Genomic DNA, 14,741 nt, shown 5'->3' on the forward strand with positions numbered 1-14,741 from the left:
TCAATTAGATTGCTTCGTTGAGCCTTTGAAACAACCCAGTTCGATATCACGTTTATATCTGCTCCCGTTATTGCTGCTTGCCAGTCAAATAGGACTGGCTAACCCAAAAACCGTGGCCAGTTGGGTGGATATTTTTAACGACAATGGTCAAGCCATTTTTTTTAGCAGTGACCAGGTCACTGACCAGCAATTACGACAGACCCTATTATTACCGGACGTCAATTTCACTGCCTTTCGAGATAATTTAAGCCACATTGGTCTGCAGCTCAATGCCATCGATCAAGATGTATGGGTTCTGCAAAGCCATTCCCAAGTCATTAGCAACCCAGTTTTATTTAAAGCTCAAGATAGCAGCAATCAATCAAGTATTCGATCTTTTCAAATCACCACCCCAGCAGGGCATCTTTTTAGCACCAAAAACGGTGTTATTATTCTGTCTCAGCAACAACTCACCAGCGGCATACTGCATATTTTTGCCTCGAAATATGAACCGTTGACTCAAACCATCACAGAAGACAGCCTCAGGCAGCCTATTCAACGCCTCGAATTAATCCCGGCACCCTTGGCCTTAAGCGATCTAAAAGTATCCACCAGCTTATTGTATTTTGATAAAAACAACCTGCCGGGTTATGTTATGGATGGCGCGGATTTAATGCAACCTAATGCCTTTAATCACGATCCATTACAATCAGGTCAAGGCTTGGCATCTCATAACTCAGCCGGCCTTGATGGCCGCAGTCATGTTCGCGGTGGTTTACTCAATGAAACCCTGATTGAATTGGATGGCATGATTTTACGCAGTCCCTATCATTTTAAGGACTTTGCCTCCCTGCTATCCACCATTAACCCCAATGTGGCGACCTCAGTCAGTCATTATGCCGGGGTTTTTCCAGCTCAATATGGCGGTCGTTTAAGTGCTGTGATATCGGTCGACAGTGAACGAAGAAATACAGACTATGACCGCATCAGCCAAGTTGGACTATTGGACATCAGTCATACTCAATGGTGGTCAAACGATTATAAAGATGGTTTAGTCGGGGTGCGTTCAGGCGGTTATTTACTAAAACAAAACTTGATATCACACCTCAACATCCACCCGGAATTTGAGGATGCTTATGTTAAATTCAACCAACAAACATCACCTAAGTGGCAGAGCTCCCAACATTTTCTGGTATCACGAGACGAACTTAGTGTTAATCAAAGTGATGAACAAGCAAAAGCCGCTTACCATGATCAGTATGTCTGGTTTAAATGGCAATATGATAATCTGCAAGCCCATCAATCCAATTGGCAACTGGCCTTCAGCCGTCATCATGATCAACGCCGAGGTGAAACTAGTGATCAGTTATCCACAGGTACCTTAACTGAAGATATATTAACAAAGTATCTACAACTCAGTTGGCAGCACCAATGGCGGTTAGCGCCCTGGTTTAACCTTGACTTAGGTATGACAGTACAAAATACTGAAGCCGACATCGATTCACAACGCATGGTTCAACACAACCCGTATTGGGCTGAGTTGTTGAACACTCCGACAACCCAAAATCAGGATTTTCAAAGTCAAACCGATGGCCTTTTTTGGTCTTATTTTATCAATCTGAGGTGGCAAATCAATGACCGCTGGGTAACTGATATAGGCCTCTATAATGAGCAAGCCCGCTGGTTACCGCATCAAGGCATCAGTCCACGCTTAAACATGGTTTACCAACCCGATAGTATCAGCCAATGGCGCTTTGGTCTTGGTCGCCATCAACAAGCCCAACGCTTAGATGAGCTGCTTTTATCAGACGACAATCCCAGTTATCAAGCGGCGTCTTCGGCAGACCTGATGGTGATTGATTACCGGCGGCGACTACCCAATGGCTGGTTGCTTCGAGGTGAAACTTACTACAAAAAATACTCTCGTACCCTGGCCTATTATGAAAACCTTTTTAGCGACTATCACCTGATTCCCGAACTGTACGCCGATTATCAACGCATCAGTCCCAGCGATGCCCAAGCCGGTGGTATTGAATTAACCTTAGCCGGTCAATTAAATAATACCCATTGGAGCGTCAGTTACACCTTGGCCGAAACTCGGGATGAAATTAATGAGTTTAAGGTTGACCGCAGTTGGCAACAACGTCACACTTTAAAAACCGGTATCAGCCAGCCCATTGGAGATTGGCTATTAACTACCTCTGCTCAATACCACAGCGGTTGGCCACGAACAGAATTGCTGTACCAACAAGACATCATTTCTGTGAGTGATAGAAACAGCCGCCAATGGCCGGATTTTTTCCAGCTTGATTTACAATTAAATCGCCACTGGTTAAAAAGTTATGGCCGTTGGGACTTACTTATTCAGATTCAAAATGTGCTCGATATTAATAACCCCTGTTGTACCGAATATTCAATGGCGGACAGCCAGTTAATCAGCGCCACCAAGTCAGCCATGCCGATTATCCCAAATATTCAGTTGTCTTTATCGTGGTAAAATGACTGTATATAAATTTTATCGCAGTAAACCAATTTTGGTGTATGCCTTGTCAGACTGGGACCTGCCGTTTAAAATCATCATAAAAATAGAGTTCGCGTAAATGATTACCATCACAACCCCCAGATTAAGTCTGCAACCTACCCACAAAAACTGCTGGTCCATCTGCAGCAAAACCCATAACAGCTTACTAGGCAAAGTTTTTTTTCATAATGATTGGTTTAATATTATCTTGAAACCCAAATCCTTACACTTGGGGGTGGCCAGCGAAGCCGGTTATGGCTTGATTAAAGCCCTTAACAGCCAAACCGTCAAAGCAAAAACGAATCTTCCCCATGCCCGACTTTATCTAAAAAACCTAGGCTTTGAGCAAGTTAACGACCATTTTGAGGTTACACCTGAAAAATTAAATTACCCTGATTTATATCAGAAATTAAATCATAAACTAGGCATCGATACCAAAACCACAAATTCACCTAAATACCCAACAGCCACCCAAATTGTGGACGCCGGCGTTGATTGCTTTCAACGACCAATTAAATTGCACCCGAAAGCGCTCAAAGCATGGCAAGCCATGCAACAAGCTGCTCAAAAAAAAGGTATTCAGTTAACACCAGTATCGGCTTATCGCTCATTAAACTACCAAGCGGAACTCATCCAAAAGAAATTGGATAAAGATCAACAATTAGCTGATATCCTCAAAGTTAATACCCCACCCGGTCACAGTGAACACCACACCGGTTGTGCCTTAGACCTCACCACCAACGGTGAAGCACGGGTTTTGGAAGCTGATTTCGCTGACACCGATGCCTATGCCTGGTTACAAGACAACGCCGCGGATTATGGTTTTTTTGAAAGTTATCCCGAAAATAACCCCCATGGCATCATTGCTGAGCCTTGGCACTGGTGCTTTGACTTAAAACACATATGAAAAAGCCGGAAAATCAAACGCGATTATCCGGCCGTATAAAGTATCTGTTTAAAAGACACTATCAATCATCTAAAAAGTCAGCAAAACGCTCTCCCTCTAAAGCCGAAGCATGGGCTTTATTCAATAACAAGATCGTTTCAGGTGTTAATCCGTCTTGTTTACGCTTTTTCTCAATAAACTCAGCGAGATATTCTTCACCATCATCAAGGGCATCCACAGCCGCTTCTTCATCATCTTTAAAGACATTGATAAACTTCGTATAACCTCTGTGCAAAGCACCGGCCGCAGATCCGGAATCTTTCACCTCGCCACCTAAACTGGCGATCTTAGCGTTAAAGTCTTTAACCAATAAATTACGACTATTTTTTCGTTGTAAAAACTCACTTTTCAGGGTTTGATTATCTTCTACAATGTCTGCACACATTTGATAACCTTCACAACTATCAATCAATTTTGCCGTGACGTCTTGAAGTACTTCGATATTTTTATCATCATTCATAATGGACTCTCCTTCAGATTAATTAACCCGTGGCGCATTTAGGGCGAATAAAAACAAATACTGTCATATCGACCGAGCGGAGCGAGTGGAGATATCTCCCAACGGTAGAAATCAATCGCAAAATTGAGGAGATTCCTCCATGCGCTACGCTTAGTCGGAATGACATACCGTTATTTGGAGGTAAAACCATCTTTATTTTCCAAAAATCACTCCAAATGCACCATGGGTTAATTAGTATTTAGTTATTTTAAATGGCCTTTAATCGTCTTTAATCGATTTCCTATCAGTTTAAACATTCATTGTAAAATCAATGTAAAACTATCATTAACCCAATGTAAATTTAGATAGATACTCAGATAATTACATAGGTCTTTCATAATTAAAAAAGTGCTTATGCGTCTAAAAAACGGACAGCCAACCACGCATCCAGGCCGAAACCCAGGGCGCTAAAGCAGTGACCAAAAGCACAATCGGCCATATATTACCGCCCTTAAAGGTGTAGGCTTGTAAAATTTCCTTTAACGGGACACCCCGCAACAGGCCAAATGAAAATTCGAACACCAGAGTAAGAAGCAACCAACCACAACCAACTCCGATCAACACACCACTGTTGTCGATATTTAACCAGGGTAAGGTCATATAAGTCACAACAAGAATTAAAACAGAGAGCAACAGCCCGCTTACCATAAAACCTGTCCGTTTGCCGAATATGGGAACCAATGCAAACTCGCGTACGCCACCATTGATAATGGCCAGCAGCGCAATAATAACCCAAACTGCTAAAGCTTTGACAACAGTGACAACTTCCATAGATTATTCCATACCAATGTTAATGACGATACCTTTTATCAGATCACGGCACCTCAAAACCATCCACAAATATCACATCCGATAACACCGTAAACGGATGGGCGCCCATATGCACAGCAGGTACATTCCAAAACGCACCGTCACCGGCATCTACAGCCGGGCTGTTTTCTGAAAGATAAAAATCTGTGGTATTGATAAATTGTGGATCCACGCTGATAGACTGTAATTCCGTTTCGTTAAACTGGTTTTGAAAGGGAGCCAAAAAGTACGGTGTGCCGCTGTAAAAGTTTCCACCCCAATTGGGTCTGAGATGAATATCCGCATGGCTGTTATTAAAGTATAAATTATGATGTGAATTAAACTGATCGAGGTAATCATCCACCGTGGTTGTGGTGCCGCCACTTTGCAAATAAATACCGACTTCATTGTTTATAAAAATATTATTCGCAATCACAGTGCCAAAGGTACCATCCCAGCCAATATTGACGGCTGATTGAACATTGTAGAAAACATTATTGTACAACCAGTTATTATCATTATCCTCATCATAGGCCGGTAAGCGCAAACCCACTTCGGTGTTGGTCACAATATTACCGTATATTTGCCAATCACCGGCCGGTCGGTATTCAGCATCTGTTTCCTGACAACCATCGGTATTGGTAGAAGACCAGATGCAGCGAAAACTGCCCGGCTCAAAGGCGTTATAAACATCATGGATATAGTTATAACGAACAATCAAATTGGATGTGCCGCCTTTCGTGCCGACGGCTGAACGTCCCGGGATAGCATAAATTTCATTGTACTCAACCACATTGGGCGCACCCGGCTTAGTCACCATAAAGCTCACACCCTTACTGTTTGAAACACCGCCCCAGTACACCGAATCAAATATACGGTTTCTGCGCACCACACTGCCTTCAGAGTCCCAGATACGCACCGCATAAGAATTATCATTGCCATTAGAGATATGGCCAAACACATTGTCCTCCAGAGTCACAAAGTCGGCGCCTTCAAAGAACATCGGACTACTTTGGGTGTAATAAATTTCGAGGTTTCTCAAGGTAAAATAATCGCCATTACCGGCCACCCTCGGTAAACCCCGTTGCGATAGTTCATAAACTTCATTGTTGGGTATTTCACCGTCTTTCGGATACAGGTATATATAACAGCCACTATTATCCGCAAAACACTGAATGCCGTTAATATCTGCTTTGGTCCAGTGATTGGGCTCAAGCAAATTGACCACATGATCATGATTACGGCCACTATCAAAATTAGTTTGGTGGTCAATCCGCTGATTGCCATTAAACATGCCTTTCGGATCGCTGTTCAATTGATCCGCCGGAATGCGCCAGACATTGGCGTTATACGCTTGCCAGGTATCGGATCCAGTGCTGTAAGAGCCCAAAAGTACGACTGTTTCGCCGGCATGGCCTTGTAAGGTTAGATTCGGTGTGTTGATGTAACTCGGTCGATTGGTTTCCTCTATTAAACGATAAATACCGCCCCGTAAGGTTAATGTATCACCGGCACTGACAGAATTCAGACCATAAGAAATAGTCCGCCATGGCTGACTAATGGTCCCGGGATTTGCATCATCACCCTGCGGGGAAATAAAATATTCTTCGGCCGGAACCGAAACAGACACAATCAAAAGACAAAGCACGGTGATTTTTTTCATAACATTCAACCTTCAGGGTAAAACCCCAATCTAATTGAAGTATAGCACCCGACTTGTGACCCGCCTCACAAATTATTAATGTGCTCAATGTCATTGATTTCATGGCTTGGTCACGTGCTTGGTGAACTTTTTGGATGAATTCAAATAAACTCAGCTGGCAGTCTTAATATTTTAATTCAATCTACTTTTGATAATCCTTGTACTCTTGTTGCTTGATGATTTCTTTAATTTCTATTAGGTTTTGAGGCACCGGGCGACGATTGCTATCAAAACTCTGACCATAAATATACTCTAAATTATCATGATGGTTGTATATTTGACTATTATCTGTCAGATAATAAACTGTATTCCCTCCCTGAACGGAAACATAAAACACACCACCTTTATCTTTTTTTAATAACATGAATACGCGATCACCCACTTCGAGCTCATAACCGGTGCTCAATCTTCTACAATAGCCCTCATCATCACATCCACCACCGGCTTCAATTTGAATAACATCGATGGCCACACCACCTTTTAATATCTCATCAACATGTAATTCATAATCCGTAAAGAATGCATCGTATTCAACCGTTTCTTTAATATAGGATTCACCCGTAATTGGATTCTGTTCAAATATTAAACCCGTGGATTTCTTCTCACTGCACTTTTTATCAATAATTGTACCGCTAACAACCAATTCTGCGTCTGCCAACAACTGTTCAAATGGCACAAAGACAAAACTTGCGTGGGCTGAACAATGTATCAGAAATAAACCATAACAAAAAAAGAAGTATTTAAATTTAAGATTCATCAATTTCATTTAAATATGTAGCTTTTGGCATCAATTACTTAGATTAATTTTAGCACGCGCCCGGTGCACTTTTTGAATAAACTCGATTAAATTCAAATGCCGGTCTAAGCCTTCTAATTGCATACTGGTTTCGGTTAAACCATGAAAGCGGACTTCACCGGTCACGGATGCGACCACTGCTTCAGCCGTTTCGTTTCCAAACATACGTTTAAGATTATCCATATAATGCGCAATCTGCATTGAATCGTCAAAGGTGATTTCCAGCACTGCTTCCATGGCCAGATAGAACAGCTCCCGCTCAACGGTGTTATCATTGTATTGCAAGAAAGCCTGCACCAAATCAAGGGCTTCTTCATAGTCCTTTAAAACCAGATAAATCAGTATTTTAAGCTCTAAAATGGTGAGTTGTCCCCACACCGTATTTTCATCAAACTCAATACCAATCAGGGTTTTAATGTCCATGTAATTATCGAGCTGACTGTCTTCTAAACGGGTTACCAGATCATGCAGTTCCTTGTCATTTAAACGATGGATATTGAGAATGTCTTCTCGGTAATCCAGTGCCATATTGGTGTTATCCCAAACCAAATCCTCCACCGGATAAATTTCCGAATAACCCGGCACCAATACCCGACATACCGGAGAGCCCAGCTCATCAAATACCGCCATATAGACTTCTAAGCCCATGTCTTCGAATAAGCCCATCAGAAAATCGCTTTCGGCTGCGGTGCTATCTGCAAAATCCCATTCACAGAATTCATAATCAGACTGATGACTAAAAAAGCGCCAGGAGACAACACCGGTTGAATCAATAAAATGATCCACCGAGTTTTCCGGCTCAGTCACTGCCAGACTGTTAAAAGTCGGCCGTGGCATATCATCTAAACCCTGAAAACTACGGCCTTGTAACAACTCAGTCAGGGTGCGTTCCAAAGCCACTTCAAAACTCGGGTGGGCGCCAAAACAGGCATAGGCACCACCGGTTTTCGGGTTCATCAGCGTGACATTCATCACCGGGAATTGTCCGCCCAAAGACGCGTCTTTGACCACCACTGGAAAACCCTGCTCTGCCAGGGCTTCAATACCCGCCACAATGTTCGGGTATTTCGCCAAAACCGCTTCTGGAACATCCGGTAAGGCAATTTCTTCCTGAATAATTTTCTTTTTGACCGCCCGCTCGATGATTTCCGATAAAGCCTGAACTTTGGCTTCAGCTAAGGTGTTGCCCGAACTCATGCCATTACTGACATACAGGTTTTCAATAAGATTGGACGGGAAATAAACCGTCTCACCGTCCGAAAGCCGCTGATAAGGAATACAACAAATGCCGCGATCAACCCGCCCTGAATTGGTGTCAATTAAATGCGAGCCGCGCAATTCACCTTCTGGGTTATAAATCGCCAAGCAATAGTCATCGAGTATACCGGCCGGTAACGCATCATCCGCTGCCAGTGGAAACCATTTCTCATTCGGGTAATGCACAAACTCACTGTTGGCAATGGCTTCACCAAAAAAATAATCATTGTAGAAAAAACCACAATTCATGCGCTCCACAAACTCACCCAATGCCGAGCACAAAGCACTTTCTTTGGTCGAACCTTTACCATTGGTAAAACACAAGGGTGATGCGGCATCCCGTAAATGCAGTGACCAGACATTGGGCACTAAATTGCGCCAGGAACCAATTTCGATTTTAATACCCAAATCAGCAATTAACGACGTTATATTGGCAATGGTCTGCTCCAGCGGCAAATCCTTGCCCTCGATAAATGTTTGTGAACCTTGATCGACATCCGCCATCAACAAAGCCCCACTTTCGGCATCCAGATTCTCGACAATCTCGACTTGAAACTCAGGGCCGGTTTGCACCACTTTTTTTACCGTACAGCGATCAATGGACCGTAAAATCCCGCGCCGATCTTTTTCCGAAATATCTTCAGGTAATTCCACCTGAATTTTAAAAATCTGGTTATAGCGGTCTTCGGGATCAACGATATTATTCTGTGACAAACGGATATGCTCCGTCGGGATATTGCGACTGTTGCAATATATCCGCACAAAATAAGCCGCACACAATGCTGACGAAGCTAAAAAGTAATCAAACGGACCCGGTGCCGAACCATCGCCCTTATAACGAATCGGCTGATCCGTAATAACCTTAAAATCATCAAACAGCGCTTCTTGTCTGAGGTTGTCGAGAAAATTAACTTTGATTTCCATGGCGGTTCATCCAATGCGGTCAATAAATCACCGCATTATAACCTGTGATAAAAAATGATACTCTAAAGCGTAAAATCTGTTTTTATTTTTAAATGACGATAAACTGAAAGAACACACCCCTGCACCCCTCTCATGAGGGGAATTAGCTTCCTCTTTTGATTAGTATCTTTAACAAAAACTGACCGATTCACCTCCCCTCTTGAGAGGGGATTGAGGGCTGTGTTCACTAATTTATTGAGTTTATAATGTTTCGCAACTCAAAACTCAAATGTCTCAATAGCATGAGGTTTCAATTCATTGAGGTATTCATCCAGGCTAACCATATTAATACAAGGCTGCACACCAGGCTTTAACCCTCCGTCCAATATTTTCTCCGCCATAACAATCGCCGGAACACAGGGGATCTGTGGACCATCGTTGTTTTTAGCAACGATAAACCAGGTTTTATGGATGCTTTGATTCTTGTTGTTGACCGCAGTAATCTCAACATGCATACCGCCGTCTTCAGTGCCTAAAAAATCAAACCCGCGACTAAGCTTTAACCAAAAGCCCGCGTGTTGTTCTAATTTCAAAGGCACACCCAATCGCACCAGCCAGGAACACAGCCAAATACCGCTATGCAGCAGTTTACTTTCCATACCGGCTGAAAACTGTAATTTCTTAATGGCAAAATAATCCGGCAATAAATCCAAATCAGCGACTTCGCAATTCCCCATCAAGCGATTCCTGATGCCCGGATATTTTTGCAAATAGGTATGCTGCCAGCCGTATGGCTTATTGGGCGCACCGCGCCAGGGCGTTAATGGCTTGCCAATATACGATAACACCGCTTGACTGGTGGCCAGACCACGGTCTGTTTTTTGACCCGGTGAAATGCCCATTTTGACGGATTGGAATAATTTAATGTCATGCTCTTGTTGAAAGTGTTTTAAAACAGCAGACGATAAAGTTGGCACCGTGCTGGCGGCTGTAATGACGATCACATGCTTGGATTTTGCCAGCGCATCTAGCTTTAACATGTCTTGCACATAATCGCGGCCATCGGCCAGGTCAATATAATGAACACCGGCCTTAATAACCGTCTCAGCGATTAACGTGTCTTGACCCTGAAAAGGCCCACAAGTGTGAATAAGCAACGAAGGTTTTAAGTGATTTATTTGCTCATATAATTCAGTAAACACATCAAAGCACGCCACCTCTATCAGTGCATCGGCTTTGTCGCTGAGAATCTCAGCTTTGAGTTTTTCGGCTTTTTCCTTATTGCGGCCATTGATAATGACATGAAAGCCTTTTCGGCACAAAGCCCGGCTAATGCGACTACCGAAGGTGCCATAGCCACCCAGTACCAGAATCTTAGCCGTCATTGGCTTGTTCCTGATTGCTGACTTCACGAAAAATGCCGGTTTGATAAAAGGTCCGCTTTAACACCGGGTGATCCATGGTAATCGAAAATCTAAAATCTCCGTGACCCAAGTCCTGATGAATCACATGCGTTTCACCCGGGCTCAACCAATGCGGTAAAGGCAGATACCAACGAATGAATTTCCAAAAATATCGAGTACTCTTAAAATGCAGCTGACCCTGTTCGGCATACACATTTAAAAACATGCCAAAACCACCGCCAACCATCTCCATCATTTTACCGCGGTCATCTTTTTTGGTGGAGGTTACACTAAACGGCGCTTTGCCCGGAAAGTAATAGGTTCTTTTCCAGTTAACACCGGACTTATTTGCAGAACTGGTTAGCCGCACTGACATCTTGATATCGGTGCCTTGATATGGACTTAACGGGTTGCCAATCACTTTGGTCAAAAAAGCAAACAACTGCCCCGCTTTTGAACACTCTACCCGCTCCATCACACCTTCATAGAGAATCGGATTATCTTCTGTAGGCAAACGATTAAAGCGCTTTTGAACATTCGGGTGCAAGCAGTGCCAATCTCGACCCAAACTCCATTTAATGGTGTTATGTTTTTGCACTAAATACCCCTAAATTAGACCACGTATATTATCACATTACTTTATGTTTAACTTTTAACACAACTCAAGCACCTTCGTTTAAATATACAAATCTACTCAAAAATACTATAATGGCTTTATAGTTTATGAAATTACCAATTAAATAAAATATCTTTATGGCAACAGTTGACAAAATAAGAAACGAGCTGATTGATAAAACCCTAACCATAAAAAAACAAGGATCTTTTGGCGGCACTTGATAATCTGATCTCATCAAGCGCGACACATAATGAGATATTGAAGTTAAGCTCGGAACAAATAGAAATGCTCAAAATGAGCGAATCAGATATTAAAAAAGGACGACTAATATCTCAAGAAGCCATGGACAAACGAAACCTTGAATGGTTAAACGGACTGTAAAATGAACCAGAACCGCTAATATCCAACTAGTTGGCCTACTTGAATATTGGGTCAAGCGTAATAAGTCAAATACTTACTCAAAAAAAACTCATTGAAACCGTTTCGAAAAAAACCAACCAAATCGCTGAATCACCTTTCATTTACAAAAGAGCGAATTTTAAAGACACCCGGGTTGCATCGTTGGAAAATTTCAGTATTTTCTACAAAGTATCTGATAAAGAGATTTTAATCACTGCTTTCTGGGACAATCGCCAAGACCCTAATAATTTATTAGAAATCTTACAAAATAAATGAAAACATTCAACTGCAAAAAGCATAAATAAAATTGACCCTTCAATTCAGATCCCCAATGAGAGGTTAACCCAATAAACTTAGCAAGGCTACAACGATTGCAATATTCATTGAACATGGCTTCACTAAACGCCATGATTAAAAAATCTACAGCTCTACAGCGCCATTAAAGATCCGAACAGGGACATCAGCAATCTTCTCCCGAGCGAGACCAATATTAATGGCAGTTTTCTGCTTTAATGTATTGGGTTTTGTTTTGTAGTGAGTAACACAACCACAGTTGGCACAGCGCATAAATTCCAATTCTTTATCACCCCAGGAATACGAATCGATGCCGTCTGCACCAATAGTAATCAGCGGCTCATTAGGTGGGTAATAGCCCCATAAACTCATATAGCGACTGCAAATTGAACAGTTACATTGTGTCACTTCAGTTGGTTTGTCAACATCAATAACAACATTGCCACAGTGACAGCTTATTTTCATCACTTATTCTCGCATTGAAAGAAATTTACAATCCTATTTAAGCACGATTGTTGTCATAAATTATCATTATCAGTAAATATTCCTTAATCACTCAACTCGATTTACTTAAACTTCACAAGCAAAAGCTTATAATGATAAATAACAAAACTGTCCTTTCTATTATTTAAAACCATACAGAAGGTTTGTCACGTTCCGTGGATAATATTTAGGGCTGTTATCTTTAATTCAAAAATAATAATGCGTAAAGGAGAAACCATGCAAACCACAAAAACAATTAATTTAAAAAGCAGACCGGTTGGCAAGCCGACCTTATCAGACTTTGAATTCACCACCTCAGAAGTGCTTAAATTAAAAGATGGCGAGGTTTTATTGAGCACCCGCTATGTTTCGGTCGATCCCTATTTAAGAGGTCGCATGAGTGATGCACCTTCTTATATTGAACCTTTTCAAGTCGGGAAACCCATGGCGTCAGGAATCATTGCAGAGGTCATCGAATCTAAACATAATGATTTTAAAGCCGGTGATTTTGTCTCCGGTATGATGCCCTGGAAAGAAACTCAGGTTTTAAAAACCGACGGTCTGATAAAAGTTGATCCTGATAAGGCACCCCTATCTGCCTATTTGGGCATTTTAGGCATGACCGGTTTAACCGCTTATTTTGGTCTCACTGATATTGGCAAACCGAAAAAAGGTGAAACCCTGCTGATTTCCGGTGCAGCCGGTGCTGTTGGCAGTGTTGTCGGCCAAATCGGTAAAATACTGGGCTTACGGGTGGTTGGTATTGCCGGCAGCGATGAGAAAATCGAGATGCTGACATCAGATTTTGGTTTTGATGCCGGTATTAACTATAACACCACCGACAACATGGTGAAAGCCATTGGTCAAGCCTGTCCCGACGGTGTCGATGTCTATTTTGATAATGTCGGCGGTGAAATTTCTGACGCCGTGTTATTTAACATCAACAAGTTCTCCAGAACCATTAACTGCGGTGCCATTGCGGTTTATAACAACACCGAAGCCCCGAAAGGCATCAGTCCGCAACCCTTCTTGGTCAAAAACAGTGCTTCCATGCAAGGTTTTATTATTTTCGACTATGTTGAGCGCCACCCTGAAGGCATAAAACAACTGGCCGAATGGCTACAACAAGATAAACTCAAATACACCGAAACCATCCGCGAAGGTTTCGATAACATTCCCCAGGCTTTTATGGATCTTTTTGAAGGTAAAAATAAAGGCAAAATGGTGGTGAAAGTTTAGACCAATCATAGGCAAACATCATTGAACAAGCATGCTTTGTTACCAATACTAACATGCTTGTTCATGACTAAAATATGATTGTTTAAACCTTTAAGGTCATAAATTGCTGAAACTACTCTGCAAATCGCTTATCTCGCAGATACAAATCATAGGTGTTCTTACCCCGTGGATTGCGCTTTTCTATGTCAAATAATTCAGTGGTTTCAATTAAAGCACTCAACTTGCGATAACCGTAGTTTCTCGAATCAAAGGAGCTCTGATTGGCGATATGAGCCCCGACTGCAGCTATATTTGCCCAGCCTTCATCATCTGATGTGGCTTCAACGGCACCCCGAAGAAGACTGATGAGCTTGGTATCTTGGTTTAACTGCTTCTTGGTTTTTCGTTCTTTAGAAGCCACTTTTTTGCCTTTATCCGCATCTGAATCACTGCTCGGCAGTACTAAGGCCTCTAAAAACACAAACTTATCACATGCCGCTTGCAGCGAACCGGGGGTTTTCTTCTCACCAAAGCCATAAACAACCAAGCCGGCTTCCCGGATTCGGGTCGCCAGCTTAGTAAAATCAGAATCACTGGTAACAAGGCAGAAGCCATCGAATTTATCCGTATAAAGCAAATCCATGGCATCAATAATCATCGATGAATCCGTGGAATTCTTACCAGTGGTGTAGCTGAACTGCTGCATCGGACTAATGGCATATTCATGCAACATCGGCTTCCATGAGGTCAATTGTGGCGTGGTCCAATCTCCATAAGCCCGCTTAACACTGGCAACGCCGTATTTAGCCACCTCCTGAATCAAAGCCTCACAAAGCGCCGGACTGATGTTGTCGGCATCGATCAGTACCGTTAATTTTTTTCTTTCTTCCATGGTTTTATTATAAGTCTAAAAAGCAACTACAGCATATCATTATG

The 14,741-nt window shown here is 42.3% G+C and carries 13 protein-coding genes; 4 read left to right on the forward strand and 9 right to left on the reverse strand.

The window, feature by feature from the left end:
* Positions 1–25: 25 nt before the first annotated feature.
* Both OS173_RS04955 and OS173_RS04960 read left to right on the forward strand, forming a co-directional pair.
* Complete coding sequence (locus tag OS173_RS04955) at positions 26–2,476, forward strand: TonB-dependent receptor plug domain-containing protein (protein WP_267183165.1); 2,451 nt, start codon at positions 26–28, stop codon at positions 2,474–2,476.
* A 232-nt stretch (positions 2,477–2,708) separates the two neighbouring features.
* Positions 2,709–3,407: a M15 family metallopeptidase gene (locus OS173_RS04960; RefSeq protein WP_267183166.1), complete on the forward strand. Its 699-nt coding sequence runs from the start codon at positions 2,709–2,711 to the stop codon at positions 3,405–3,407.
* Positions 3,408–3,468: 61 nt separating this feature from the next.
* Here the strand turns inward: OS173_RS04960 and OS173_RS04965 are convergent, their stop codons facing one another.
* The 7 genes from OS173_RS04965 to OS173_RS04995 form a co-directional block, all read right to left on the reverse strand.
* The gene (locus tag OS173_RS04965; RefSeq protein WP_267183167.1) at positions 3,469–3,906 is read right to left on the reverse strand and encodes a PA2169 family four-helix-bundle protein; all 438 of its coding nucleotides are present in this window, start codon (positions 3,904–3,906) and stop codon (positions 3,469–3,471) included.
* Positions 3,907–4,305: 399 nt separating this feature from the next.
* Positions 4,306–4,716 (reverse strand): hypothetical protein, encoded by a 411-nt coding sequence (locus OS173_RS04970; protein ID WP_267183168.1) that lies wholly within the window; start codon positions 4,714–4,716, stop codon positions 4,306–4,308.
* 43 nt (positions 4,717–4,759) lie between these two features.
* Complete coding sequence (locus OS173_RS04975) at positions 4,760–6,397, reverse strand: right-handed parallel beta-helix repeat-containing protein (RefSeq protein ID WP_267183169.1); 1,638 nt, start codon at positions 6,395–6,397, stop codon at positions 4,760–4,762.
* Between the two features lie 181 nt (positions 6,398–6,578).
* Positions 6,579–7,193, reverse strand: coding sequence for a hypothetical protein (locus OS173_RS04980; protein ID WP_267183170.1), 615 nt, complete (start codon positions 7,191–7,193; stop codon positions 6,579–6,581).
* A 30-nt stretch (positions 7,194–7,223) separates the two neighbouring features.
* Entirely contained in the window at positions 7,224–9,413 is a 2,190-nt protein-coding gene (locus tag OS173_RS04985; protein ID WP_267183171.1) for an OsmC domain/YcaO domain-containing protein, read from the reverse strand.
* A gap of 257 nt (positions 9,414–9,670) precedes the next feature.
* On the reverse strand, positions 9,671–10,777 hold the full coding sequence (locus OS173_RS04990) for a saccharopine dehydrogenase NADP-binding domain-containing protein (protein ID WP_267183172.1): 1,107 nt from the start codon (positions 10,775–10,777) through the stop codon (positions 9,671–9,673).
* Positions 10,767–11,393, reverse strand: coding sequence for a DUF4166 domain-containing protein (locus tag OS173_RS04995; RefSeq protein WP_267183173.1), 627 nt, complete (start codon positions 11,391–11,393; stop codon positions 10,767–10,769). The genes OS173_RS04990 and OS173_RS04995 overlap by 11 nt, the downstream gene beginning before the upstream one ends.
* Before the next feature lie 429 nt (positions 11,394–11,822).
* Between OS173_RS04995 and OS173_RS05000 the strand changes: the two genes are divergently transcribed.
* The gene (locus tag OS173_RS05000; RefSeq protein ID WP_267183174.1) at positions 11,823–12,086 is read left to right on the forward strand and encodes a type II toxin-antitoxin system RelE/ParE family toxin; all 264 of its coding nucleotides are present in this window, start codon (positions 11,823–11,825) and stop codon (positions 12,084–12,086) included.
* 144 nt (positions 12,087–12,230) lie between these two features.
* Here OS173_RS05000 and OS173_RS05005 read toward each other — a convergent pair whose 3' ends face one another.
* Entirely contained in the window at positions 12,231–12,569 is a 339-nt protein-coding gene (locus OS173_RS05005; RefSeq protein WP_267183175.1) for a GFA family protein, read from the reverse strand.
* Between the two features lie 255 nt (positions 12,570–12,824).
* Here OS173_RS05005 and OS173_RS05010 point away from each other — a divergent pair, with 255 nt between their 5' ends.
* Positions 12,825–13,826: an NADP-dependent oxidoreductase gene (locus tag OS173_RS05010; protein ID WP_267183176.1), complete on the forward strand. Its 1,002-nt coding sequence runs from the start codon at positions 12,825–12,827 to the stop codon at positions 13,824–13,826.
* 112 nt (positions 13,827–13,938) lie between these two features.
* Here OS173_RS05010 and OS173_RS05015 read toward each other — a convergent pair whose 3' ends face one another.
* Complete coding sequence (locus OS173_RS05015) at positions 13,939–14,697, reverse strand: NYN domain-containing protein (RefSeq protein ID WP_267183177.1); 759 nt, start codon at positions 14,695–14,697, stop codon at positions 13,939–13,941.
* Positions 14,698–14,741: the final 44 nt, after the last annotated feature.

This window comes from Marinicella gelatinilytica, assembly GCF_026410405.1.
GTDB classification, from domain to species: Bacteria; Pseudomonadota; Gammaproteobacteria; order Xanthomonadales; family Marinicellaceae; genus Marinicella; species Marinicella gelatinilytica.